26 protein-coding genes and 1 riboswitch are annotated in these 24,017 nt (G+C 41.5%); of the genes, 2 read left to right on the top strand and 24 right to left on the bottom strand.

Translation table 11 applies throughout. The annotated features are described in order from the left end of the window. Window positions 1-34 precede the first annotated feature (34 nt). The 9 genes from ORD22_RS05150 to ORD22_RS05110 form a co-directional block, all read right to left on the bottom strand. Window positions 35-1,825 (bottom strand): ATP-binding protein, encoded by a 1,791-nt coding sequence (locus ORD22_RS05150; protein ID WP_317644846.1) that lies wholly within the window; start codon window positions 1,823-1,825, stop codon window positions 35-37. Continuing rightward, window positions 1,822-2,562, bottom strand: a complete 741-nt coding sequence (locus tag ORD22_RS05145) for a response regulator transcription factor (RefSeq protein WP_411567620.1) — start codon at window positions 2,560-2,562, stop codon at window positions 1,822-1,824. Before ORD22_RS05145 ends, ORD22_RS05150 begins: the two co-directional genes overlap by 4 nt. Before the next feature lie 82 nt (window positions 2,563-2,644). Beyond that, window positions 2,645-3,829, bottom strand: coding sequence for a c-type cytochrome biogenesis protein CcsB (gene ccsB / locus ORD22_RS05140; protein WP_317644845.1), 1,185 nt, complete (start codon window positions 3,827-3,829; stop codon window positions 2,645-2,647). Continuing rightward, a complete protein-coding gene (resB, locus tag ORD22_RS05135; protein WP_317644844.1) occupies window positions 3,820-5,478 on the bottom strand; it encodes a cytochrome c biogenesis protein ResB in 1,659 nt (552 codons plus the stop codon). Before resB ends, ccsB begins: the two co-directional genes overlap by 10 nt. 15 nt (window positions 5,479-5,493) lie before the next feature. Then, complete coding sequence (gene resA, locus ORD22_RS05130) at window positions 5,494-6,030, bottom strand: thiol-disulfide oxidoreductase ResA (RefSeq protein ID WP_317644842.1); 537 nt, start codon at window positions 6,028-6,030, stop codon at window positions 5,494-5,496. Between the two features lie 116 nt (window positions 6,031-6,146). Beyond that, window positions 6,147-6,878 carry a pseudouridine synthase gene (locus ORD22_RS05125; protein WP_317644841.1) on the bottom strand — a complete coding sequence of 244 codons (732 nt, stop codon included), beginning with the start codon at window positions 6,876-6,878 and terminating at the stop codon, window positions 6,147-6,149. 107 nt (window positions 6,879-6,985) lie between these two features. Beyond that, the gene (locus ORD22_RS05120) at window positions 6,986-7,993 is read right to left on the bottom strand and encodes a D-alanyl-D-alanine carboxypeptidase family protein (protein ID WP_317644840.1); all 1,008 of its coding nucleotides are present in this window, start codon (window positions 7,991-7,993) and stop codon (window positions 6,986-6,988) included. Then, on the bottom strand, window positions 7,990-8,598 hold the full coding sequence (scpB, locus tag ORD22_RS05115; protein ID WP_317644838.1) for an SMC-Scp complex subunit ScpB: 609 nt from the start codon (window positions 8,596-8,598) through the stop codon (window positions 7,990-7,992). The genes ORD22_RS05120 and scpB overlap by 4 nt, the downstream gene beginning before the upstream one ends. 13 nt (window positions 8,599-8,611) lie before the next feature. Next, a complete protein-coding gene (locus tag ORD22_RS05110; RefSeq protein WP_317644837.1) occupies window positions 8,612-9,346 on the bottom strand; it encodes a segregation/condensation protein A in 735 nt (244 codons plus the stop codon). 37 nt (window positions 9,347-9,383) lie between these two features. Between ORD22_RS05110 and ORD22_RS05105 the strand changes: the two genes are divergently transcribed. Further along, window positions 9,384-9,890 carry a DUF309 domain-containing protein gene (locus ORD22_RS05105; protein WP_317644836.1) on the top strand — a complete coding sequence of 169 codons (507 nt, stop codon included), beginning with the start codon at window positions 9,384-9,386 and terminating at the stop codon, window positions 9,888-9,890. Here ORD22_RS05105 and ORD22_RS05100 read toward each other — a convergent pair. From ORD22_RS05100 to ORD22_RS05040, 13 genes are all read right to left on the bottom strand, one after another. Continuing rightward, window positions 9,887-10,261 (bottom strand): GNAT family N-acetyltransferase, encoded by a 375-nt coding sequence (locus ORD22_RS05100; RefSeq protein ID WP_317644835.1) that lies wholly within the window; start codon window positions 10,259-10,261, stop codon window positions 9,887-9,889. The genes ORD22_RS05105 and ORD22_RS05100 overlap by 4 nt on opposite strands. A 178-nt stretch (window positions 10,262-10,439) precedes the next feature. Continuing rightward, on the bottom strand, window positions 10,440-11,768 hold the full coding sequence (gene lysA / locus ORD22_RS05095) for a diaminopimelate decarboxylase (RefSeq protein WP_317644834.1): 1,329 nt from the start codon (window positions 11,766-11,768) through the stop codon (window positions 10,440-10,442). 87 nt (window positions 11,769-11,855) lie between these two features. Then, the gene (locus ORD22_RS05090; protein ID WP_317644833.1) at window positions 11,856-13,313 is read right to left on the bottom strand and encodes a spore germination protein; all 1,458 of its coding nucleotides are present in this window, start codon (window positions 13,311-13,313) and stop codon (window positions 11,856-11,858) included. 1 nt (window position 13,314) lies between these two features. Next, window positions 13,315-14,100 (bottom strand): SigF/SigG family RNA polymerase sporulation sigma factor, encoded by a 786-nt coding sequence (locus tag ORD22_RS05085; protein WP_317644832.1) that lies wholly within the window; start codon window positions 14,098-14,100, stop codon window positions 13,315-13,317. Between the two features lie 3 nt (window positions 14,101-14,103). Continuing rightward, window positions 14,104-14,550, bottom strand: a complete 447-nt coding sequence (spoIIAB, locus tag ORD22_RS05080; RefSeq protein ID WP_317644831.1) for an anti-sigma F factor — start codon at window positions 14,548-14,550, stop codon at window positions 14,104-14,106. Beyond that, window positions 14,540-14,893, bottom strand: coding sequence for an STAS domain-containing protein (locus tag ORD22_RS05075; RefSeq protein WP_317644829.1), 354 nt, complete (start codon window positions 14,891-14,893; stop codon window positions 14,540-14,542). The genes spoIIAB and ORD22_RS05075 overlap by 11 nt, the downstream gene beginning before the upstream one ends. A gap of 95 nt (window positions 14,894-14,988) precedes the next feature. Then, window positions 14,989-15,213, bottom strand: coding sequence for a hypothetical protein (locus tag ORD22_RS05070; protein WP_317644828.1), 225 nt, complete (start codon window positions 15,211-15,213; stop codon window positions 14,989-14,991). A gap of 288 nt (window positions 15,214-15,501) precedes the next feature. Then, entirely contained in the window at window positions 15,502-16,800 is a 1,299-nt protein-coding gene (locus tag ORD22_RS05065; protein ID WP_317644827.1) for a pyrimidine-nucleoside phosphorylase, read from the bottom strand. Between the two features lie 5 nt (window positions 16,801-16,805). Continuing rightward, a complete protein-coding gene (gene deoB, locus ORD22_RS05060) occupies window positions 16,806-17,999 on the bottom strand; it encodes a phosphopentomutase (protein WP_317644826.1) in 1,194 nt (397 codons plus the stop codon). Window positions 18,000-18,021: 22 nt separating this feature from the next. After that, window positions 18,022-18,921: a site-specific tyrosine recombinase XerD gene (gene xerD / locus ORD22_RS05055; protein ID WP_317644825.1), complete on the bottom strand. Its 900-nt coding sequence runs from the start codon at window positions 18,919-18,921 to the stop codon at window positions 18,022-18,024. 43 nt (window positions 18,922-18,964) lie between these two features. Then, complete coding sequence (fur, locus tag ORD22_RS05050; protein ID WP_317644824.1) at window positions 18,965-19,435, bottom strand: ferric iron uptake transcriptional regulator; 471 nt, start codon at window positions 19,433-19,435, stop codon at window positions 18,965-18,967. Between the two features lie 85 nt (window positions 19,436-19,520). After that, window positions 19,521-20,033 (bottom strand): hypothetical protein, encoded by a 513-nt coding sequence (locus tag ORD22_RS05045; protein ID WP_317644823.1) that lies wholly within the window; start codon window positions 20,031-20,033, stop codon window positions 19,521-19,523. 70 nt (window positions 20,034-20,103) lie between these two features. Then, the gene (locus tag ORD22_RS05040) at window positions 20,104-20,637 is read right to left on the bottom strand and encodes an NUDIX hydrolase (protein ID WP_317644822.1); all 534 of its coding nucleotides are present in this window, start codon (window positions 20,635-20,637) and stop codon (window positions 20,104-20,106) included. Window positions 20,638-20,710: 73 nt separating this feature from the next. Here ORD22_RS05040 and ORD22_RS05035 point away from each other — a divergent pair, with 73 nt between their 5' ends. After that, entirely contained in the window at window positions 20,711-21,619 is a 909-nt protein-coding gene (locus tag ORD22_RS05035; RefSeq protein WP_317644821.1) for an aldo/keto reductase, read from the top strand. Window positions 21,620-21,822: 203 nt separating this feature from the next. On the opposite strand, the gene ORD22_RS05030 is transcribed toward ORD22_RS05035, so the two are convergent. Further along, window positions 21,823-23,172, bottom strand: a complete 1,350-nt coding sequence (locus ORD22_RS05030) for a nucleobase:cation symporter-2 family protein (RefSeq protein ID WP_317644820.1) — start codon at window positions 23,170-23,172, stop codon at window positions 21,823-21,825. Continuing rightward, window positions 23,172-23,756: a xanthine phosphoribosyltransferase gene (locus ORD22_RS05025; RefSeq protein ID WP_317644819.1), complete on the bottom strand. Its 585-nt coding sequence runs from the start codon at window positions 23,754-23,756 to the stop codon at window positions 23,172-23,174. Before ORD22_RS05025 ends, ORD22_RS05030 begins: the two co-directional genes overlap by 1 nt. A 126-nt stretch (window positions 23,757-23,882) precedes the next feature. Continuing rightward, window positions 23,883-23,984: riboswitch (purine riboswitch) on the bottom strand. Between the last annotated feature and the right edge of the window lie 33 nt (window positions 23,985-24,017).

Below are 24,017 nucleotides of genomic sequence, written 5' to 3'. Positions count from 1 at the left end.
TCTATAGAGTAGTCGATTTATATCCGAAAAAGTTTCAGTCTATTGACTGATCAAATGGAAGTGAGCAAATAAAGATTGTACCTGTAACCTCTCCACGTGTTGCGAGGATCGATCCGTGATGTGCTTCCATAATATTTTTTGCAATCGCTAAGCCAAGCCCAGTACCGCCTTTTCCTCTCGTTCGTGCTTTATCCGCCTTATAAAAACGCTCAAAGACAAATGGTAAATCTTTTTCAGGTATTCCGACACCTGTATCTGCAACGGTAATATCTAATGTGTCCTTTGATCGGTAAATACCTAATGTCACCGCTCCACCGTTAGGAGTATGGCGAATAGCGTTATCTATTAGATTCGTAAATACTTGTTCCAAGCGGTCTTCATCGGCTGTTACAAAAAGACTCGTTGATTCATCCGTCTTCAACGATAAATCTACTTCCGCATCCTTTGCGACTTGTGAAAATTTAGTGACTAGACGATTAAGGAAGTCTACTACTGGCAATGGTTCTTGGTTTAATTGAATATGACCAGATTCCATTCGTGCTAAGTTCAGCAAATCCGTCACTAGACGGCTCATTCGCTTTGATTCATCATGAATGATTTGTACCATTTCCATACGTTCTTCTTCACTGCTCACGACATCGTCAATAATCGCTTCACTATAGCCCTGTAGCATCGAAATCGGCGTCCTAAGCTCATGAGAGACGTTAGCGATGAAGTCTGATCGCAATTTATCGAGCTTATGCTGTTCGGTCATATCGCGGAATACAGCGACTGCTCCACGAATGCTGTTTTCACTATACAAAGGACTTATAGAAATAACATAAAACTGTCCACCAAGCTCTAATTCATCTTCTACTTGTTCAGAAAATGAAATCGCATGCTCGAGCATATGAAATACTTCTTTTGGCAACGGATGATCCTTTTTCTCATTATAGCCATACCATTGCTTCAGCAATAGTTCAGCTTGCGGATTTTTCAATAAAATCGAGTAATCTTGATTAAATGTAATAACCGCATCGGTCATTGATGTTAGAATACTTGATAATTGTTCTTTTTCTTGTTTAATCAATTCAATATTATACTTCAACTGGCGCCCCATCTGATTGAAAGCAGTTGCTAACTGTCCGATTTCATCTTTTTGCGCAACGGGTAAATGCGTATCAAAATTTCCTTTAGATAACTCAAACGCTGCCTGCTTCATCTTACGTAGTGGTAATGTTATACGTGTCGATAAGAAAAAGGCGAAAAATGTAGTCAATATAAAAGCGATAAATGCTGATAAGAACACGATATTCGTCGTACTTTTCGTCGTTCGATGGACAGCTTCCAAACTCTGATACATCAACACACTGGCGATTTTACCAGGTGCTGACTCAAAAGGATACGATAAAATTAAATATTGCTCCATGACTTCATTTTCAGTCAATGAAGGCAAGATCATTTCTTTTACTATCTGCTTTCCAACTTCCGGTGATTCGAATAAACTATTCTCAGTTAATAACTTTTTCTCGATTTCCTCTTTGCTATTGGCCGTATGGAACGAATATAGTACAGTCCCTTGTTGATCAATGACTACAGCATTTGTTTCCTTATCCAAAATGTCATCTATAATTACATGCATGGAATTCATACTTTGTTTATCGCGATCATTTACAATTTTGCTGATGGTGGCAGCTTCCCTCTGCAATGATTCTTCCGCTTGTTTCGTATGGAAATTATCTAGGAACTCTAGTAGAAGCAATGTCACGATAAATAGTACAAATGAAACGAGAAGCAATATGGTGGCCCATAGCTTCCCGACAATTGAATTCCATATTCTAATCATTCGTTCGGAACCTCAAACTTGTAGCCGACACCCCATACCGTAACGATCATTTTCGCTGCCCGCTCTGAAACGCGACTTAACTTCTCACGAAGCCGTTTGACGTGCGTATCAACTGTACGTAAGTCTCCGAAAAATTCATAATGCCATACTTCTTTCAATAATTGCTCACGATCGAATACTTTATCTGGTGACTTTGCTAAGAAATATAGTAGTTCGTATTCCTTCGGTGTTAGGTTGACTTCTTTACCTTCTGCTGTCACACGATGTGCATCGTGATCAATCGTCAGTTGAGGAAACACAACCAAATCTTTTGATGATGTATTTGATGAAACATTCGGGAATGACACAGATCTTCTTAGCATCGCCTTGACTCGCAACACGACTTCCCTCGGACTAAACGGTTTAACGATATAATCATCTGCACCACTTTCAAAGCCGCCTACACGATCCGCTTCTTCACCTTTAGCTGTCAATAAAATAACAGGTGTCATTTGCTTATTCTCACGTAGTTCCGCAAGTACTTCTAATCCATCTTTTTCAGGCATCATGACATCGAGTAGGATACAATCGTACTGCTCAGCGAATGCTTTCTCTAGCGCCTCCGCCCCATCGACAGCCTCATCGATTTCATAACCTTCACGTGATAAATACATATTTAGCAATCGGCGAATCCGATCCTCGTCATCCACTACTAATAGCTTCACAGTCTCTTCCACAAATAATTCCCCTTTCGACATACTTCTATCTCTATTGTACCTATTATACAGTATAAAAAGAAATAAAAAGACTGCATGACAATAGTTGCCATGCAGCCAAAATTTACGCGTAGGAGTGTAAGCCCGCAATAATCAAGTTAACTGCGATTAAGTTGAACATAATAATAACAAAACCTATCACAGCGAGCCAAGCAGATTTCTGACCTTCCCATCCTCTAGAAAGACGAAGGTGAAGGAAAGCAGCGTAGAATAACCATGTGATGAGAGCCCATACTTCTTTAGGATCCCAACCCCAGAACCGCGACCACGCTTCATGCGCCCAGATCATAGCGAATATCAACGCACCGAGCGTAAACACCGGAAATCCGATTAACACGGAACGATAACCGATTTCATCCATCAACTGAGAATTCGCTTTTTTCGCTAGCGGCTGGAACACAGCAGCGAGTGGCTTGCGCGCAATGAGGCGCAATAGCAAGTAAAGCACAGCCCCTGCTGCAACTGACCATGTTAGAGATGTTAATCTTTGAGCGTTAATAATTGGCGGCAATTCTACCCACGGTGTCATCGCACCTGGTGTCATCGCTTCGTATTCGTTCATTCCGAATAGTGGCGGAACATGATAGGTGATTTCTGCAGGTGCTTCATTTTTATCGATATATGTGAATTCCGCTTCATAGCCCAATACCTTGAAAGTTGTAGACGTTACGACAAAACCTAAAACGAGGACGAGCGTAAACATGACTGCTTCAATCCAAAAACGTTGTTTAGATTTTTTCGTCATATCAATGTTTTTCACTAGAAATACTAATCCAGCTACCGCACTAATCGCAAGAATGGATTCACCAATTACCGTTGTAATTACGTGGATGAACAACCATTTACTTTGCAATGCAGGGATTAACGGAGTAACTTCCCGTGGGAACATCGTTGCATAGGAAATGATAATAATCGCAATCGGTAAAGCAAACAACCCAAGAGAAGGCGTTCGGTACATAATATACAGCAGAATGAATGCACCGACGAGCATCATACCGAATGCAGTTGTAAATTCAAACATATTACTAAGCGGTGCGTGACCCGATGCAATCCATCGTGTAGCAAAATAACCTACATGTGTAAGGAATCCGATGATCGTAATGACAAGACCAATCGTTCCCCATTTACTATTGTGATAGGCTTTTTCTGATTTCGACTTTTTAATGGCTCCACCAAAAAATAGAGTCGCTACTAAGTACGCAACAAATGATACTAATAATAAGTTACTACTGATCGTAACTAAGTCCATATTTCTTCGTCCCCTTCCTGTTCTGGCTTGTCCAACTCAGGATCCTGACGATCTATATAAGCAGGCAAAGCAGTCGATTGTCGTAGTTTATCTAGTTCTTTACGTAAAGAGAACCAGTTTTTATTCGTGTGGGCAGCTATTAATACATGACCATCCGCATCTTCTTGAATCCAAATTCGGCGATGTTGCCAATACATTCCTTGAATGACACCAATCATAAAGACTAGACCACCAAGCAATAAAATATACAATGTTTTATCTTTACGGATCGTTAAACCCGAAATATTCCGTGTTTCTGCAGCAGCAAATTTGATCGCATAATCATTTTGCTCCACCTCAAGCGTTTGGCGAATCGCAACAAAGCTTTTTTCGCCTGTTGGCTTTTCAGGCGTATTCATTTGGAAGATGAATGCTGGGTTGTTTGGAACCGGTGACTTCGAATACGGTTCACCATCTTTTATACCGTCATAGTCCGGATAAAATCCAAGCATATTTACAGACGCACCATTACCTAAATCATACTCTTTTTCCGGATTACTTAAATCGACCGTAAATTCACCTAATGAAGCCTCAGACGATTTTTCCACTAAATGGAACGTCATTGTTTTCAATTCATCTAGTTTGTAGTCCATTTGGAAGACGTTGTAACCATTGAATTTTAATGGTTTATTCACAACGATTGCGTAATCTTCAACTTTTTCAAGATTATCACTACCAGGTAATGAACCTTCTTTTTCTTTATACAGTGTAACGTCGGTCTTATACGTTTTCACAATTGAGCCCACTTTATCTAATGCAGCACCAAAAACTTCTTCTGCTTCTTCTTTAGTGTAGTTCTCTAATGTGAAGCCTTTGTTTTCAAGTACATATCCTGGCGCACCGACGATATTACGTGTTTCACCTTCGCGTATCCACATCGCTTCATCCACATAGAAGCCTGGAATACCGCGTAGTAATACGCCGACGAAAAAGATAATGAGTCCTGTATGGTTAACATACGGACCCCAACGAGAGAAACGATGCTTTTCAGCTAAAATTGCACCGTTTTCTGTTTTTACGTTGTAACGCATTTTTTTCAGTTCTTCTTCTGCTTTCGCAAAAGATTCCGCTGTATTCTCAATTGCGCCTTCCCCATAAATCCGCTGACGCTTCATAAAGGATGGATGGCGGCGTGTCCGTTGCTTTTTAAGTGATTTATAAAGTGGTACGACTCGGTCAATACTTGCGATAATAATAGAAGTCGCGAGCATTCCGATCAAAACTTTAAACCACCAACTATTGTACATATCATAAAAACCTAATTCGAAATAAAATTTCCCTACGACACCATAAAGACGCTCATAGTATTCCGCATACTCCGCATCTGTTGTTGCAGGTACATAGAATTTCTGCGGAAAAATAGTCCCAATTGCAGAAGCGAGTAACACAGCCACAATAATGCCGACACCGATTTTGACACTGGAGAAAAAGTTCCATATTTTATCGATTATTGAACTTTTATACGTTTGGGATCTTCTAGAAGCCCCCTCGTATCGCATATCAACAATGTCACTTTCCTTTGCTTTTTTTGATAATGGACGTCCACACTGCTCGCAAAGCTCCGTGCCGTAAGGATTTTCATGACCACATTGGCATGATATTTTGCTCATTGAGTATCAAACTCCTTACTTTGGTTGAATGCTTTCTAAATATTCTACAATCTGTTGTTCTGTCATTCCTTGTTTAATAACTTTCGTGATCTTACCTTCTGGATTGATCAAAAAAGTCGTAGGTAATGGCTTAATATTGTATAAGTCCATCACTGTTTTATTCTTATCCCACAACATAGGAAACGTTAGATTCATATCATCACGGAAGAGTTCCACTTTCACTTTCGGTTCTCCAACGTTAACTGTTAGAATATGTACACCCTTCGCTTCGAAGTCTTTGTACACGTCTTCCATATACGGCATTTCCTTTTTACACGGCGGACACCAAGTCCCCCAAAAGTTCAAGAACACACCTTGCCCTTTGTAGTCAGACAGTCGATGTGCATTTCCTTCTAAATCCACAAGCTCAAAGTCAGGAGCTTTATCTCCTTCAGCTAATACTTTTACTTTATCTTTTGAAGTAATCGCGTAAACAATGATGGCTGCCAAAATTAATAGAAGGGCTGTCCTGCTAATTAGCCGGATAGTCTTTTTATTTTTCTTTCTGACCAATCATGTAACCTCCTGTCAAATTTACGTACCTACCTTACGTACCTATCTCATTATAACAAAAGGGAAAATCAGTGGATGCTACAGTAGTGATAGGTTTGTGAACTTTAAAGGCTTTTTTAGCCGATCTTACCCGTTTCTGCAAGCACACGTAATTGCTTTATTTCATGTGTCGTCAATTGTCGTGCTTCCCCCGCATTGAGACCACGTGTCGTTAAATTAGCAAATTGTTCACGCTTTAGCTTCGTTACTGGACAACCGATCGCATCGAACATTCTACGCACTTGACGATTACGTCCTTCATGAATCGTAATTTCAACAAGAGCGGTGTTGGTCTTTTTGTCGACTGTTGTCATTTTGACATGAGCAGGTGCTGTACTTCCATCGTCTAACTCAATGCCTGTTTCTAACTTTTTCAAGTTCTCCCGTGTCGGGATTCCTTTAACTTTTGCGACGTATCTTTTTTGAATTTCAAATTTCGGATGCGTCATTAAGTAAGAGAAGTCCCCGTCATTCGTCAAAAGTAAAACACCTGACGTGTCATAGTCTAGTCTACCAACCGGGAAAATCCGTTCCTCAATTTCAGGCACTAAATCGATGACCGTTTTGCGACCTTTATCATCAGACACCGTCGAGATGTAACCTCTAGGTTTATAGAGTAAATAATAGACTGGCTTTTCTTTCGTCAATTGAACGCCTTCTACAGCAATTGTGTCCATTCTGCTAACTTTTGTACCTAGTTCTGTTACTACTTCGCCATTTACTTTAACTAAGCCGTCTAGGATGAGCTTCTCTGCTTTTCTTCTTGAAGCCACGCCAGCCTGCGCTAATACCTTTTGTAATCTTTCCATAATTTCCTCCTTGGTGTTACATACTGAAAAAATTATGTCACACTTTGAGTCAAATGAAAAGAAGACTGACCTAGAGAGGACAATCTTCGAAATAGTGAGTCATCTATTTACTTTTTCGTGTCTATATCTACAGCTACAGTCTTAATCGGATCTGTTTCTAAGTAAATAGTCCAATAGCCTTTTTTCTGCGGTTGTTCTGTTTGAGGTATTTGCAATACATTAGATAGTGACTTTCTTTCATTTTTATTAACGAGCAATGTAATAGAGTCGTCTAGTGTAGCGGTCATATGTGGAAAGATTTGATATCGTCCTTTTTTCGCGACAGTATAGCGTTGGTAATGAGAAAATACTTGCTGTGATAGATACTTGTGCACTTTCCAGTCATCCCCATTATTCAACGTCACAACAATGACCGATTTTCCGTCTTTTTCAAAGTATGTTGCGAGTGTGCGGCCCGCGGCTTTTGTGAAACCGGTCTTGCCTGCAATTGCAGAAGGCTCAGACAGTAGCAAGCGGTGCTTATTCTGCCAGCTGTTCTTTCCTGCATCTATTTCAAACGAATGATTTTTTGTTGTAGCAATTTTTCGAAACTCCGGATTTTTCATAGCAAAATATAACATTTTCGCAGTATCATATGCTGAAGACACATGACGTTCATGATGCAGCCCCGATGGATTCGTAAAATACGTTTGCTCCAATCCGTGGCGCTCTGCTGTTTCATTCATCAGATAAACAAATCCTTCAACTGAGCCGCCAGCATGTTCTGCTAGTGCTTGCGCAGCATCATTTCCAGAACGCAGCATCAATCCATATAGCAAATCATCAGTCTGCATCACTTGACCAGGCTGCAAATAAATAGACGAACCTTCAGCAGTTGCCGCTTCTGCTGAAATCACCGTTTCTTCACTTTCTGACTGTAACTCCAAAAATGTATAGGCCGTCCACATTTTCGTCAAACTTGCGATTGGTAATGGGTAGTGTTCATTTTCACCCTTTAATAATCTACCCGTTTCTGCATCTATCACCGCCCACGAAGAGCCGGAAGCATAGATGTTAGTAGGTGCTACTAACGTTAACACTAGCAACAACGAAGCTATGACCGAAGTCTTTCTCAATCATCTTGTCCTCCTTCGTCTTGGATTGAAAAGGCTTCCTGAAATTTCGTCATAAATAAATCTGTATCCTCTGGTTCTGACTCTTCCTCAAGTGAAAGTGGGGGTAAATCTGAAACAGATGCTAAACCAAAGCGATCCAAGAAGAAATCTGTCGTCCCATATAAAATAGGTCGTCCAGGTCCATCCATTCGTCCGACTTCCTCAACGAATCCTTTGCCGGTTAAAGAAGACAGCGCACGTTCAGACTTTACGCCACGCAAATCATCCACTTCCACTCGCGTCACCGGTTGTTTGTACGCAATGATTGCAAGCACCTCTAAAGCGGCTTGTGTAAAAGTCGAAGGTTTCGGATTCTCAAGCATTCTTTTAATATCATCTACCCATTCGCTTTTCGTCACTAAACGATAGCTACCACCATAGCTTCTCAATGTGATTCCACGCTTTGCATCTTGCTCATACTGTTCGTGCAAAGCGTTCACTATTTCGGTTGCCTGTTCTTCGTTGCATTCTAGCAATACAGCTAACTCGGCGAGTGTCAATCCTTCTTCACCCGCTACGAATAAAAAACTTTCCGTCATTCCTATGAGTCTGGTCTCCATTTTCATGACACGCACCCCTTCAAATCAATGAGATTAGTAACTCTTCAAAATTATGTTGTTGGCGAACCTTCACTTCTTGCAATTTCATCAGCTCAAGCAATGATAAGAATGTTAGCACGAGCTCGGGCGTAGACACCGTCTCAAACAGCTCGTGGAATTCACATTCACCTCCACACGTCTCAAGCCTACTCATGATATTTGACATCTTATCACCGACAGACTGCTCTCTTTTTGTTATACTCGCTGTTAGAGGTAATCGTAACTTCTTTCGATGTAGCATCTTTTGGAACGCACCGATTAAGTCAAAGACGTTTAACGGCTCTGTCGTCTCCTGAACAAGCGGCTCCCCATAGTCAGATAAATCTTCAGGTTTCTTAGTGAAGTGTTCATCACGCTCTGCAGCAGACTCACGTAACGTGTTGGCCGCTTCTTTGTACTTCCGATATTCGATTAAACGAGCAATGAGTTCTTCACGCGGATCTTCTTCTTCGTAGTCAAATTCATCATCAAATGTTTCCTCTTCATTGACAGGCAGCAACATCTTACTTTTTATTTCTAAAAGAGTGGCCGCAAGCACAAGATACTCACTCAACTCATCCAACTTCAGCACGCGCATAGCATGCAGATGCTCTATGTATTGTTGAGTCAATTCCGCCATGGGGATATCGTAAATATCAATTTCTAGTCGATTAATCAAGTGTAATAATAAATCAAGCGGTCCTTCAAATACTTCTAATTTCACACTATAACTCATTTTCACTACCTACCTAACCTGAAAGGAATGATGTAGAATGCATCCGTACTACCATCCTCATTTTCTACATTTTATTGTGTACTTCAATGACAATCAAGATTATTTCGAATGTCATGAAGTGCTAGAAGAATATTGGAAGGAACAACAGAATTTCTCGAAAGAACATCCATTGACTGGTTATATTCTCATGGCAACCGGATTATATCACTGGCGACGCGGCAATATCAAAGGTGCAACACGAACTTTGAGAAATGCGCTTCGTAGATTCCAACAAATGCCTGATCGCTATAGCGACTACAAAAAAGAGGTTGCGGTTGATCAAGTGATACAACAGCTAGAAAACGCGCTCGATCGTATTGATTCCGGCAAGTGCTTCACTGCTTTCTCTCTACCAATCTCCCCTGCCTTGCAACACGCTGCTGAACATGAACAACCTATGCGATTACTTCCGAAAAACAGTGCAGCCGTCATTCATAAACATATGCAAAGAGACCGGTCAGATATTCTCTTACAACGCGAAGAAAAGAAGAAGGGCAGTCATTAACAATCTGCGCCTTCTTCTTTTCGTAGACAACTAGCTATAAACGGCTCTGTAAAGTCCGTACTTTGACAACGATAGCCTGGATAAATGTTTTGCAATTCCATCAGCATCTTATAGCCAATACCTTCCCCACGAAATGATGGGTTCAGTGATACATGTTGTACACTGTACGTACGTGCTTCGTCATTTACTTCTACTCCGATCAATCCGATGTAATCTTCAAGTTCTTTGTAGAGAAATAGTTGCCAGTGTTCATCACATATATATTGTTGAACGGTTTCTTGCAGTTTTCGTAACATTTTCTCACTAGGGATATAAGATAAAAAGCCCATAGCAATTTTTTCTTGTGCTTTCTTAAAACGAACAAGCTTCAATAGTAACCCCTTCTTTTCGGAAATCCTTTGTACAGTTTACACGAACATTCCATTTTTTTCAACTCATCACATCATCGTTAACGAGGGTCGATTATAGGTACGACAAAATACCAGTAGACAACTCCCCAAATTAATGCCATCACAACTATAGATAAAAAGAGGATGAGATTTTTCTTTTTCATCGGGAAATCTCCTTCTCCTCTGAATATAACGGGAGATCCAATTTAATGATATCTTCATATGTTTCTCTTCTCACCACAAGTTGATGTTGGCCGTTTTCCGCAAATACAACAGCCGGCCGTGGCAAACGATTGTAGTTGCTGGCCATGGAATACGTATACGCACCTGTACAAAAAACTGCCAGTAAGTCCCCTGTTTCTACTTTTGGTAAGGAGGCATTTTCAATCAGCTTATCACCTGATTCACAGCACTTCCCTGCAACAGTCCACTGTTGGTCATGAGGCTCGTTCATGCGATTGGCAATAGCACTTGAATAGTGCGCATCATATAAAGCAGGACGAATATTATCCGACATTCCACCGTCGACCGCCACATACGTGCGAACACCCGGTACTTCTTTCGTACTGCCCGATGAATAAATTGTCGTTCCTGCATCTCCAACGAGTGAGCGACCAGGCTCAATCCAAATTTCTGGAATAGGATATTCACATTCCTCTGCTATCGATTTCACGACATCCGCCATTTCTTCGACATACGCAGCCGGCTCAAGTGGCTGATCCTCTTCTGTATAGCGAATACCAAAGCCGCCACCTAAATTCAATACAGGACAGATAAACTGATGTGTCGTGCGCCAAGCTACCATTTTCTCCATCAATACTTCCGCTGCAAAGCGAAAAGCATCCGTTTCGAATATTTGCGAACCAATATGGCAATGCATACCGAGGAAATTGATAAATTCATGCGTATGCAACTCTTCAAACGCTTTGTCGGTTTGTCCATTTTTTAAATCAAAACCAAATTTAGAATCTTCCTGCCCTGTCGTTATATAATCATGGGTATGCGCTTCAATACCTGGTGTTACACGGATTAAGACATTCATTTTCTGCTTTCTTTCGGTCGCAATAGCCTTGATAAGTTCAATTTCTAAAAAGTTATCTACGACGATACAGCCAATTTGTTCTTCAAACGCATACAAAATTTCTTCTCTGCTTTTATTATTGCCATGGAAATGAATGCGTTCACGAGGGAAACCTGCTACTACCGCCGTATACAATTCTCCACCAGACACGACATCCAGTGACAGCCCTTGTTGCTCTGCCAACTGATAGATTGCGATGGAAGAAAAAGCCTTACTTGCATAAGCTACTTGTGCTTGCATTCCCTTCTTCTCAAACGTTTCTTTGAACCCTTGTGCACGCTGTTTGAACAATTCTGTATCATAAACCATGACAGGTGTTCCATACTGCGAAGCTAGCTCAGAAACGTCAACTCCCCCGATTGTTAAGTGACCGTTTTCATTCACTGACTGCGTTCCATAAAGATGCATCTTATATACCCCTCCCGAATTCTCTTTGATAACTTTATCATAAGAATATAGAGAGAGGCAATGTTAGAATGAAATGAAAACAACAGCTTACGACATTCTGTCACGATTTGGTGATTTCGTTATAAATGGACGGGGATCGTCTACAGTCATAGGGAAGCGTATTAACACACGTAGCATTGCTTTAGGGAAAAACGGAGTGAATGGCCACAAATAAGGGACATTCATCGGTTTTAAAGAGGCTAAGTAATAAAACGTGATCGCAAGCCCGATGAAAAATCCAGGTGCGCCAAATAAAGCCGTCAATACTAATAAGAAAACCCGAAAAACTTTTGTTGTAATACTCAGCTCGAATGATGGGATCGCAAACGTCAATATCGCACTGACTGCTACATAAAGTACAACTTCCGACGAGAACAATCCTACGTCAATAGCCACTTGTCCAATTACAATAGCAGCGACAAGTCCCATGGCGGTCGATAACGGAGTCGGTGTATGAATGGCCGCCATTCGCAATATTTCAATCCCAACATCAGCCAATAGGAGTTGTACAAAGAGCGGCACATCTCCCCACTCATTCGGGCCAATATATTTAATGGCGCTAGGCACAAATTGCTTTTCTGTTGATAATAAATACCAAAATGGCAACATGACCAAACTAAAAGATGTCCCTATAAATCGTACAGCGCGTATAAATGTGCCAATTAACGGTGCTTGTCTATACTCTTCCGCGTGCTGTAAGTGATGAAAGAGCGTGACGGGCACCAAAATAACAGAAGGTGACGTATCAACGATAATCGCAATATGTCCTTCTAATAAATGCGCCGCACAAATATCGGCTCGTTCGGTATAGCGAACAAACGGCATCGGATGAAATCCTTGTTTGAACAAAAACTCTTCCAATGATTTATCCGTCATTGTCAGGCCGTCTGTCTTTAGTTGATCAAGGCGTTCTCGAACAAAGTGCAAATGTTCTTCATTTACTGCACCTTTCAAAAATGCAACGACAATATCTGTTTTTCCTTTCACAGACGTCTCATGCATTTCAAATCGCAAGTCAGTCGTGCGCAATCTTCTACGAATCAGCGTCGTATTCGTTAAAATATTTTCCGTGAACCCGTCTCTCGACCCGCGAATAACTTTTTCCGTATCCGGTTCTTCCGGTTGCCTTCCTGGATATGAGCGAACGTCTAACGAAAACGTAAAGCCGTCTCTCATGATGAAAACCGCTAATCCACTTAAAATGAACTTCGCTAATTGATCTTCGTTTTCAACAATTTCCAGTGCATGATACGGAAAATATTCCATCATCGCATGATCTGTATCTTCTGACGTTCCACGTTTAAATAATTCATTACGATACTGCATTTCAGTTAGTAAGGTTGTTAAGACATCCCCATCTACTAGTCCATTCATATAGAGAAGAAGTACTTCTTTATCCCACAGGTGGATCAACCGGCTCGTCGCATCAAATGTTTCACCTTTGCCGAACTGGTGGATGAACCACCTTTCCCCTTCTCTTATAGACGTAAATAGAGCATCTGCCACATTAAGTCCTCCTACTATCCAAAACTTCTTCTGGATTAACTCCCATCCAGGTTTTCATCTGCGCTAGAATTTTCTTTTCTAAGCGCGAGACTTGTACTTGAGAGATACCAATTCGTTTGGCAATATCACTTTGTGTGTAATCCAAATAATAACGCATATAGATAATCGTTTGATCGCGTTTATTCAGGCGCGAAATGATATCACGCAATGGAATATGATCAAACACCCGCTCCGAACGGTCATCGCGAAGCTGATCCATGAGTGTCAGGCTATCCCCTTCACTTTCATATAACTGTTCATTCAATGAAGCAGGATCACGTAATGCATCGGTAGCTAAAATGATATCCTCCACGGTCACTTCTAAGACTTCTGCTACTTCTGAAATTGAAGGTGAGCGACCATTATTCTTAATAAAATCATCTGTCGCATGACGGATTTTATAACTTAACTCACGAATTGTTCGTCCTACTTTCACCATGCCGTCATCACGTAAATATCGCTGAATTTCTCCAACAATCATCGGCACGGCATACGTTGAAAACTTCACTTCATATGATAGATCGAACTTATCTATTGATTTCATCAAGCCGATACAGCCTATTTGAAATAAATCTTCTAAATCCGCACCACGCGAAGCGAAACGCTGAACAATGGACCATACGAGTCTCGTATTGCCTTCTACCATCATTCGTCTAGCTTCTTTGTCACCCGCTTGTGATTCTTTGATGAGTACCCTCATTTTTTCTTGTGACAGTAGAGCGTGTTGCTTCTCAACAGATGCTTCCATACGTCACCTCATTCTACTTACTTCTGTGACAGGTGAAAATCGCTTTTCAAATGTCACGATAGTCCCGTTTCCAAGGGTAGAATCTACACGGATACAATCAGAGAAACTTTCCATAATGGTGAAACCCATACCAGATCGCTCCATTTGCGGCTTGGTTGTAAACATCGGCTCCATTGCTTGCTCTACGTCGAAAATCCCCATTCCTTCATCGGTGACAGTCATTTTCACCGAGCGATCGTCTATCGTCGCATGGATCGTAACGAAGCTTTTGCCGTCACATTCATAGCCGTGAATAATCGCGTTTGTGACAGCTTCAGAGACAATCGTTTTAAATTCCGATATTTCTTCAAGTGTTGGATCTAGCGGTGTGATGAAACATGTCAATGCCATTCTTGCGAGTGCTTCATTTTGTTCTATCGCTAGAAAGGATAGTGTCAGTTCATTTTTCATGTACAACCCCTCCGATTTCGTCGATTGCATCTTCGACTGTACATTGTCTTATGGCATCCCCGAGGCCTGAAAATTGAAATATCTTCTCCATCGTAGGGGAAGGATTCAGTATCAACGTTGTCCCATTAACGGGTGCCAGATCACGCATTCTTCCTAAGATGAGTCCGATGCCTGCGCTGTCCATGAATCCTAGTTGATAGAGGTCCCAAATAATTGCACGTGCTTGTCCTGTGAAGATTGCTGTGGATACTTCTGCTCTAATTTGGTTGGCTTCATGGTTGTCCAGTTCACCTGCTAAAGTGATTAAGACGATGCCGTTATCCAATTGGTTAATAGTTGCCATATGCTAAAAACGCCTCCTTCATGAAGGCATTGTCGCACATTTAGAACTAGAATCCTTTACGTTTGACAAAACTAGTCACCTATCCACAAAGCTTCTTAGTTTGTGACAATGAATTCCAATCCGTTTTCGTCGTCGCATAGCTTGGCGTACGTTCCTGAATTTAGAATACGTTTGGTTCCTACCATCGCTACGGCGCGTGGGGGATTGCCTCCCGCCATGAGCCAACTAGCAAAAAACGCTAGCTGTCTCATGGCTTTTGCCGACCCCGCAGTTGCGCCTTCGCTAACGGGTACAATTAAAATTAGTATGCTCTTTGGCAAAATCTGAAGCCGTTTATTAACTTCAAAGAGCTAAGATAGTTAGCTTCCCACTAAAAGCACAGGTGCTTATTTAGCTCATCACGGGAGCTATCCGCAAGCGCCGATGTGCTTTCAATGATTGGATACGTAATTAAGTACAGCAGAGTGATGACGTTTACCTTGCAGCACTGGAGCTATCCAAGAGTATGGACATGGAATGTAGGATTTACACATGGAGGACAAAAAAGCCATGTTTCTGGAAGCTTCCAATTATTGCTTGGAGTGCTTCAGAAACATGGCTTGTAATGATTATATGATGTGGATTAATGGGGGTGCTTGTGTTTTTTCTGATGAGATGTGGATATGGTCTTGTAGTAGCTTGATGGAGTCATCTGCTCGTTCTTTGCTTGAGTGAAGAACAGCCACAGCTTCTCCTGCCTCTACATAATCACCGATCTTTTTCGTTAGCACGATGCCGACTGCTAGATCGATGATGTCTTCTTTTGTTGCGCGACCCGCTCCTAAGAGCATAGCCACGACTCCCACTTCGTCTGCATCAATAGCACGGATGTAACCGCTTTGTTTGGCGGGTACTTCGATTTGGAATGGTGCTTCTGGTAGAAGATTTGGATTGGAAATGACTTCTGCATTACCGCCTTGCGCACGAATTAATTCACCGAATAAGCGAAGTGCGTCCCCGTTTTCCATGACCTGTTGTAACTGAGCGCGCGCGTTTTGATCATCAGTAGCTTTATTGGCAGCGAGTAGCATCTTGCTCCCAAGCACTAGGCATAGTTCAGTCAAGTCTGCGGGGCCTTTTCCTTGCAGTGTGTCGATAGCTTCTTTAACTTCTAATGCATTGCCGATTGCTAGTCCTAGCGGCTGGCTCATGTCCGAAATGACTGCTCTCGTGTTGCGTCCGACTTCATTACCTATTGCAACCATTGCATCAGCTAGTTGTTTCGAGTCTTCCAAAGTTTTCATGAATGCACCAGCACCTGTTTTAACGTCTAGAACAATCGCATCTGCACCTGCAGCGAGCTTCTTGCTCATGATAGAACTTGCGATAAGCGGAATGCTATCTACAGTCGCTGTGACATCACGTAAGGCATACAATTTTTTATCAGCAGGTGTCAGATTCCCACTTTGACCAATAACAGCAATCTTTAAATCATTGACTTGCTGAATGAATTGCTCAGTGGAGATTTCCACGTGAAAGCCTGCAATCGCTTCCAGCTTATCAAGTGTACCTCCCGTGTGCCCCAGTCCGCGCCCACTCATTTTGGCAACCGGCACACCGCAAGCCGCGACGAGCGGAGCTAAAATCAACGTCGTCGTATCGCCTACGCCACCTGTGGAGTGCTTGTCTACTTTAATACCGTCAATAGCAGACAAATCAATTTGATCACCTGATTCAGCCATTGCCATCGTCAAATATCCTTGTTCTTCAGTCGTCATCTTTTGAAAGAAAATCGCCATTAGAAATGCACTCGCCTGGTAATCAGGAATTGAACCTTCTGTATAGCCAGTAACAAAAAACTCAATTTCTTCTTTTGACAGCAAGCCTCCGTCACGTTTCTTCTCGATAATATCTACCATTCGTAGCATACTTCTTAATCCTCCTCAGTCAATAAAGATAAAAAACTCTCGCCATGTTCTGGAGGATCCACTTGAAAATTCTCCGCAATTGTTGCGCCAATGTCAGCGAACGTCTTACGAATTGGAAGTGCGCCAGAATTTTTATTGGAAGGAGAATAGACTAATAGCGGAACATACTCTCTCGTATGATCTGTACCTTCGTGAACCGGGTCGTTCCCGTGGTCCGCTGTAATGATTAATAAATCATCCGGCTGAAGAGCTGCCATAATTTCTGGCATACGCGCGTCAAATTCCTCTAACGCTTTACCATAGCCAATCGGATCACGACGGTGACCATACAATGCATCAAAATCAACTAAATTCACGAAGCTAAGTCCTTCAAATTCTTTTTCCATAACAGCAACTAGTTTGTCGACACCGTCCATATTCCCGCTTGTACGAACAGCTTCCGTTACGCCTTCCCCATTATAAATATCAGAAATTTTCCCAATCGCGATGACGTCATAGTCTTTATCTTTTAGTTCATTCATCACTGTTTTACCGAAAGGCTTCAATGCGTAGTCATGGCGATTCGTTGTACGTTTGAACGATCCAGGCTCACCAACGAACGGTCTAGCAATGACACGACCTACTAGGTATTCGGGGCGCAATGTCAGTTCTCTCGCAATTTCACAAATACGGTATTGCTCTTCAATTGGAATAATATCTTCATGCGCTGCAATTTGTAATACAGGATCCGCAGACGTATAGACGATAAGCGCCCCCGTTTTCATATGCTCTTCGCCTAACTCTTCAATAATTTCCGTTCCGCTTGCCGGCTTGTTAGCAATCACTTTGCGACCTGTCTTCTCTTCTAGCTCATCGATTAATTCTTTTGGAAAACCGTTTGGATATACTTTAAACGGTTGATCCACTAATAGCCCCATAATCTCCCAATGCCCCGTCATCGTATCCTTACCGACAGATGCTTCTTCCATTTTCGTATAGAAACCTTGTGTTTTCTCTTGTGCGACTAATCCTTTAATCGGACCAATATTCGCTAGTCCTAAGCGTTCAAGATTCGGAAGTTTAAGTCCATTCATCTCTTCACCGATATGACCAAGTGTATTTGATCCAACATCACCGAAAGCCGCTGCATCGGGTGCTTCACCGATTCCTACAGAGTCTAACACGATTAAATGAATACGATTATAACGCAATTTTTTCATAGTAAAACCTCCAAATAATAATTTACGCTCGCGGATGATACTTGCTGTACACATCTTTCAAGCGTTTCTTACTAACATGCGTATATAGCTGTGTAGTGGAAATATCGGCATGACCGAGCATTTCCTGCACAGCCCGTAGATCAGCCCCATTTTCGATCAAATGCGTAGCAAATGAATGCCGAAGTAAGTGGGGAGAAATCACTTTTTGGATATCCGCTTCCTGTCCGGCATCCTTAAGAATCTTCCAACAGCCTTGGCGAGTTAATCGCCTTCCATGCATATTTAAAAATAATGCATCTGTATCCTGTCCAGAACCGATACAAACCGCACGTGATTCATTCAAATAGCGGGTGCATGCATCTATGGCCGAACGACCTAAAGGCACAATGCGCTCTTTGCCACCTTTTCCGAACACACGGACAAATCCCATCGTCAAATGAAGATCAGCTAAATCAATCGCTATCAATTCACTTACCCTCATACCGGTGCCATATAACAATTCTAACAAGGCGACGTCACGAATTCCTCTTGCGTTTGTGCAATCAATCGAATTCAGCAACTGTTCAATTTCAGGAATCGACAACACATCCGGTAACTTCTGTTCGATTTTCGGTAGCTCGATGTGAATCGTACAATCATGTGTCGTCACTTGTTCCCGCACTAAAAACTGATGAAATGAGCGGATTGAGGAAATATGCCTTGAAAGTGTTCTGCTAGATTTTCCGCTATCTTTTAGCATCTGCAAATATTGTAGAACTGTAGGACGTTCAATCGAATTTAGCATTTTCAATGGCTGGCTATCTAAGAAACGAATATAGGCTGTAAGATCTCGCTTATATGATTTGACTGTATTTTGTGCCAGTTGCCTCTCTACTGTTAGAAAGTGCAAATAATCTTCCAAAGCAAAATGTGCTTCCTTCATCTCACCGTGCTCCTTTCTTTTGGAAAGTAAAAAAGGATAGCACTTATGCCATCCCCTTGTCCTCTTTCTTTTTCTCTGCGTCTTTACAACGACTACAAATCCCGTGAAAAGTTAGCCAGTGGTCTTTTACTGTAAATCCATAACGACCTTCCACGACTTTCTCCACTTCTCCAAGTAAGTCTTCTTGTATTTCGTCAACAATACCACATTCAAGACAGATTAGGTGATGGTGGAAACGTGCCGCACCTTCTTCGCGAAGGTCATAGCGTGCTACGCCATCGCCGAAGTTAATTTTATCTACTACTTTTAATTCTGTAAGTAATTCCAATGTACGGTAGACAGTAGCGAGCCCGATATCCGGTGCTTTTTCCTTTACGAGAAGGAATACATCTTCCGCACTTAAGTGATCTTCTTCATTTTCCAGAAGAACCGCCACAGTCGCTTCACGCTGAGGCGTCAACTTGTAGCTGGCCCCGTGCAATTGCTTCTTTATGCGTTCAATTCGGCTTTCCATACGACGCCCCCCTCAATTGTCTCTAGTATACCAAACTGACTTTCCAGATGACAATAGAAAGGAAACGTTCAGCTTGTTATAGAGATTAAGTAATAAAATGATAGATTGTTAATTCGAGCAGCTGAATGATCAAAAGTAGCCCGATCAACAGTGGAACAGTAGATAGTGGACGTTCTTTCTTATGTGCCGGTGCAGTGAAGAACGGCGGATTCAAGACGGTGCATAAAATTAAGAACAACAAGCACCCCATGAATTGGAATGGAAACCACCAAACCGTATACATCACTAATTTCATGCCAGTCGACAAAAAGTACGTGGAGGACAGACCGAATAATACGCATTTCGCTGCACCGATAAACATAAGGATAAAGCGGACTCTTTTATATTTTGAAAGAATCATGGCCAGCGTGATGAAACTGAACGTCACAAGTATCGGTGACCAAATAGACGCGTCTGCTCCCTTCACTACACGTTGATCATATAAACCAACGATTTGTTCAAGTGAAGTAATTGGCCATTCCCTGAATAATAAAGCGCCTCCGATATAACTGATTGCGAGTATAACGAATAAATAGATAAAAGACAATGATCGAGCCATAAATAGGACACCTCCGCATCGTTTTTACAACATATGCTTGTCCAATAGGAAATAGCTCAATTTTTTTAGATTATAGACTTTTTGCGTACCATACCGCTACAACCGTTTTGGCATCATAAATTCGTTCATTTGCAATTAATTCGTCAGCTTCTTGTACAGAAACTTCTAGTACCTCTATAAATTCATCTTCATCGCCTATTGCGGGCTGATCCACTTTGACTAAATCTTTCGCTACATACAAGTGAATAATTTCATCTGCGAAGCCTGGCGAGGTCGAGAAGGTCTGCAAGTATGTAAATGAATTGGCACGGTAGCCTGTTTCTTCTTCCAATTCACGAATGGCTGTTAGTTCAGGCTCTTCCCCAGGCTCAATTTTGCCAGCAGGGATTTCAAGCATCGTGCGTTCCAGCGGTTTTCTAAACTGCTCAACTAAAACCAGTTTTCCTTCTTTTGTAAGCGCGATAATTGCAACGGCACCAGGATGTTTTACTAATTCTCTTTGAGCCATTTTTCCATTAGGTAATTCTACGTCATCCACTTGCACGGAAATGACTTTACCTGAAAATATTTGTTCTGTCGAGAGGGTCCGCTCTTCAAATTTCATACAGTTTTCAACCCTTTCCATTGGTTTTCTACTTAGTATTCATTGTACCATGAAAGGTAAAGGAGTGATGCAAATGAAGTTGCGAAAACTTGGGGCTAGTGAATTGTATGTTTCTGAACTAGGTCTAGGCTGTATGTCATTGCCAACCGAACTAGAAGCAGCCCGCTCTGTACTCGCTGTTGCGGTCGAAGGTGGAATTAACTATTTTGACACAGCAGATTTATACGATAAAGGCATAAATGAGGAACTTGTCGGTAAGGTGTTAAAAGAAAAACGACAAGATTTAGTTATTGCGACGAAAGCGGGCAATAAATGGACAGCTGGACAAGATGGCTGGACATGGGATCCTTCAAAAGAGCATATTATGCATGCAGTGAAAGAAAGTGTACGTAGATTACAACTCGACTATATCGACCTGTATCAGCTTCACGGTGGCACGATGGAAGACTCGGTAGATGAAACGATTGAGGCATTTGAACTATTGAAAAAAGAAGGAGTCATACGCGAGTACGGTATTTCGTCTATACGACCGACAGTCATCGAACGCTTTTTAAAAAACAGCAATGCGGTTTCTGTAATGATGCAATATAGTATACTCGATCGCCGTCCGGAAGAGTATTTTTCAATGATTGAACAACTGGGCGCATCTGTCGTAACACGAGGCACTCTAGCAAAAGGATTGTTGACTAATGAAGGAAATAAACGCGCAACCAAAGTAGATGCTTTTGCTTCCTATACACAAGATGAACTACAGCAAACTGTACAAGCCCTGTTGAAACAAACGGACAATTTACACGCATATGCTTTAGCGTTTGCACTCAAACAACCTATCGTAGCCTCTGCACTCATTGGCTCACGCACAGCTGAACAACTACAACAATCACTCGACGCGTATCACACGGCAACCGATCCACAACTAGTTAAACAACTGATGCAAGCAACAACTCAACATCGCTATGAACAGCATCGACTGGATAACTAAAAAGAATTGGATGAAGTAAATATTGAGAATTGTCATGAGGCAATGGTTCCGGATTAGATTATAACTTTCAAGTAACTCAGTATCTGTTTACTACTTTTTTAGTTTACAAGAAGGTCCAAAATCAAACGCGGACCTTTCTACTCTCTGTACACTTACACCTACAATAAAAAAGAGCAACTGCGCAAATACAGTTGCTCTTTTTATTATTTACTTTCTGCAGAAGCACGTACCAAAACCGGGTCATTCTGAGACTTACCTACTGTAGTAGTTGCTTCGACCGTAACGATTGCTGTCTGTTTCTTTTTCGAAGGAATCATATTGAAGATAATATTTAAGAAAATCGCTGTAATACTTCCTAGCACAATACCATTACTCGTTAAAATTTGAACCGTTTCCGGTAAACTTGAGAATAAGTTTGGTACGACAGATACACCTAGGCCGATACCGATTGAACATGCCACAATCATTGCGTTATCTTCAGATTTTGAAATAACTGGGCTAAGCATCTTAATTCCTTGAGATACAACCATACCGAACATGGCAACCATTGCTCCACCAAGAACTGCATTTGGGATGATCGTAGCTAGCGCGGCAACTTTAGGTAAGAAACCTAATGAAATCAACATAATTGCTGTTACAAAAATAACTTTACGTGACTTTACGCCTGACAACTGCATCAAGCCGACATTTTGAGAAAATGTTGTATAAGGGAATGCGTTAAAAATCCCACCGATTACAGAAGCCAAGCCTTCCGCACGATAGCCTTTTTCCAATTTACTTTGATCGATATTTTCATCACAAATATCACCTAGCGCAAAATACACACCCGTCGATTCAACTAATGAAACCATCGCAACAAGCGTCATAATCGCAATCGGTAAGAAATGAAAAGTTGGTGTCGCTAAATAAAACGGTGCAACCATATGGACATACGAAGCATCCTGGACATTGGAAAAATCAACAATTCCAAGAAATACTGCAACTACCGTCCCTACAACTAACCCAAGTAAAATCGCAATAGACTGCAAAAAGCCGGTAGAGAAACGATAAAGTAGTACGATAAACAACAACGTTCCGAAAGATAGTGCAACATTCGTAATCGAACCGAAATCTTCCGCGCCTTGTCCACCACCCATATTATTAATCGCGACAGGTATCAAAGTAATCCCAATAATTGTTACGACTGAACCGGTAACAATTGGTGGAAAGAACCTTACGAGACTTCCAAAAAATTTACTGATGAAGAATATAATTGCTCCAGAAGCAATTACCGCACCATAAATAGCTGAAATTCCGTATTCATTCCCGATTAAGATCATCGGACCTACAGCAGTAAACGTACAACCAAGTACGACCGGCAAACCGATACCAAAGTATTTATTACGAGTAATTTGTAAAATCGTCGCAACACCACACATCAAAATATCAATAGACACTAGATAGGTCAGTTGTGTGGGGGATAAACCGATAGCATTTCCGACAATCAACGGGACTAATACTGCTCCTGCATACATCGCGAGCAAATGCTGAAAACCAAGTACCGTCGTTTTCATTAGAGTGCTTCCTCCCCAACAAATTGGACTTGTCCATTAGATAATGACCGAACTTCAGCTAAAGATTCCACGCGAATACCTGATTTACGCATCATTTCTCCGCCTGGTTGGAAACATTTTTCGATGACAATGCCCACACCTGCCAACTTTGCGCCCGCTTGTTCCACAATGTCGATTAAACCAAGTGCCGCTTGACCATTCGCTAAGAAGTCATCAATGACTAGCACTGTATCTTCATTTGAAACAAAATCTTTAGAAACAGATATGTCATTTGTTTCACTTTTTGTGAATGAATGAACTTTTGCAGAGTAAAGGTGTTCCGTTAGAGTTAGAGATTTGCGTTTTCTAGCAAAGACGACAGGTACACCTAAAATTAATCCCGCCATTGTTGCAGGTGCAATTCCCGAAGATTCGATTGTGACGATTTTCGTAATTTGCTCATCACTGAACCGCGCCACGAACTCTTTTCCAATTTCTCGCATCAAAGCCGGATCGATTTGGTGATTTAAAAACGAATCGACTTTTAATACCTCTTCCGATAATACTTTTCCTTCTTGTCGAATCTTTTCTTTTAGCAACTCCACGCTGTTATTCTCCCTTCGATTTTACGAATAAAAAGCATAGATGTCGTTTCCCCATATAAACTATGAGAGAGCGACATCTACGCTTGGAAAGATGAAAAAGCATTTTCCTGTCGAATGACTAGGGAAGCTGCTTTTCATTCTCCTCATAGGCGATCCATTTACGGTAGATCGGTAGAAACTTACGAGCCATATTCTCGCGATTATATGAGACCTATTTAACTGAGTGCTAACAGTATAGCATGATTCGACAATTTATCAATA

This window comes from Sporosarcina sp. GW1-11, from assembly GCF_033088395.1.
GTDB lineage: Bacteria > Bacillota > Bacilli > Bacillales_A > Planococcaceae > Sporosarcina.
This window is presented reverse-complemented; position numbering and strand designations above follow the sequence as displayed.

What these genes read in the sequence shown, in the direction of transcription:
- ORD22_RS05150 (WP_317644846.1), bottom strand. Translation starts at nt 1,825, where the DNA reads ATGATTAGAATATGGAATTCAATTGTCGGGAAGCTATGGGCCACCATA.
- ORD22_RS05145 (WP_411567620.1), bottom strand. Translation starts at nt 2,562, where the DNA reads ATGTCGAAAGGGGAATTATTTGTGGAAGAGACTGTGAAGCTATTAGTA.
- ccsB (WP_317644845.1), bottom strand. Translation starts at nt 3,829, where the DNA reads ATGGACTTAGTTACGATCAGTAGTAACTTATTATTAGTATCATTTGTT.
- resB (WP_317644844.1), bottom strand. Translation starts at nt 5,478, where the DNA reads ATGAGCAAAATATCATGCCAATGTGGTCATGAAAATCCTTACGGCACG.
- ORD22_RS05125 (WP_317644841.1), bottom strand. Translation starts at nt 6,878, where the DNA reads ATGGAAAGATTACAAAAGGTATTAGCGCAGGCTGGCGTGGCTTCAAGA.
- scpB (WP_317644838.1), bottom strand. Translation starts at nt 8,598, where the DNA reads ATGAAAATGGAGACCAGACTCATAGGAATGACGGAAAGTTTTTTATTC.
- ORD22_RS05110 (WP_317644837.1), bottom strand. Translation starts at nt 9,346, where the DNA reads ATGAGTTATAGTGTGAAATTAGAAGTATTTGAAGGACCGCTTGATTTA.
- ORD22_RS05105 (WP_317644836.1), top strand. Translation starts at nt 9,384, where the DNA reads ATGCATCCGTACTACCATCCTCATTTTCTACATTTTATTGTGTACTTC.
- lysA (WP_317644834.1), bottom strand. Translation starts at nt 11,768, where the DNA reads ATGCATCTTTATGGAACGCAGTCAGTGAATGAAAACGGTCACTTAACA.
- ORD22_RS05085 (WP_317644832.1), bottom strand. Translation starts at nt 14,100, where the DNA reads ATGGAAGCATCTGTTGAGAAGCAACACGCTCTACTGTCACAAGAAAAA.
- spoIIAB (WP_317644831.1), bottom strand. Translation starts at nt 14,550, where the DNA reads ATGAAAAATGAACTGACACTATCCTTTCTAGCGATAGAACAAAATGAA.
- ORD22_RS05075 (WP_317644829.1), bottom strand. Translation starts at nt 14,893, where the DNA reads ATGGCAACTATTAACCAATTGGATAACGGCATCGTCTTAATCACTTTA.
- ORD22_RS05065 (WP_317644827.1), bottom strand. Translation starts at nt 16,800, where the DNA reads ATGCTACGAATGGTAGATATTATCGAGAAGAAACGTGACGGAGGCTTG.
- deoB (WP_317644826.1), bottom strand. Translation starts at nt 17,999, where the DNA reads ATGAAAAAATTGCGTTATAATCGTATTCATTTAATCGTGTTAGACTCT.
- xerD (WP_317644825.1), bottom strand. Translation starts at nt 18,921, where the DNA reads ATGAAGGAAGCACATTTTGCTTTGGAAGATTATTTGCACTTTCTAACA.
- fur (WP_317644824.1), bottom strand. Translation starts at nt 19,435, where the DNA reads ATGGAAAGCCGAATTGAACGCATAAAGAAGCAATTGCACGGGGCCAGC.
- ORD22_RS05045 (WP_317644823.1), bottom strand. Translation starts at nt 20,033, where the DNA reads ATGGCTCGATCATTGTCTTTTATCTATTTATTCGTTATACTCGCAATC.
- ORD22_RS05040 (WP_317644822.1), bottom strand. Translation starts at nt 20,637, where the DNA reads ATGAAATTTGAAGAGCGGACCCTCTCGACAGAACAAATATTTTCAGGT.
- ORD22_RS05035 (WP_317644821.1), top strand. Translation starts at nt 20,711, where the DNA reads ATGAAGTTGCGAAAACTTGGGGCTAGTGAATTGTATGTTTCTGAACTA.
- ORD22_RS05030 (WP_317644820.1), bottom strand. Translation starts at nt 23,172, where the DNA reads ATGAAAACGACGGTACTTGGTTTTCAGCATTTGCTCGCGATGTATGCA.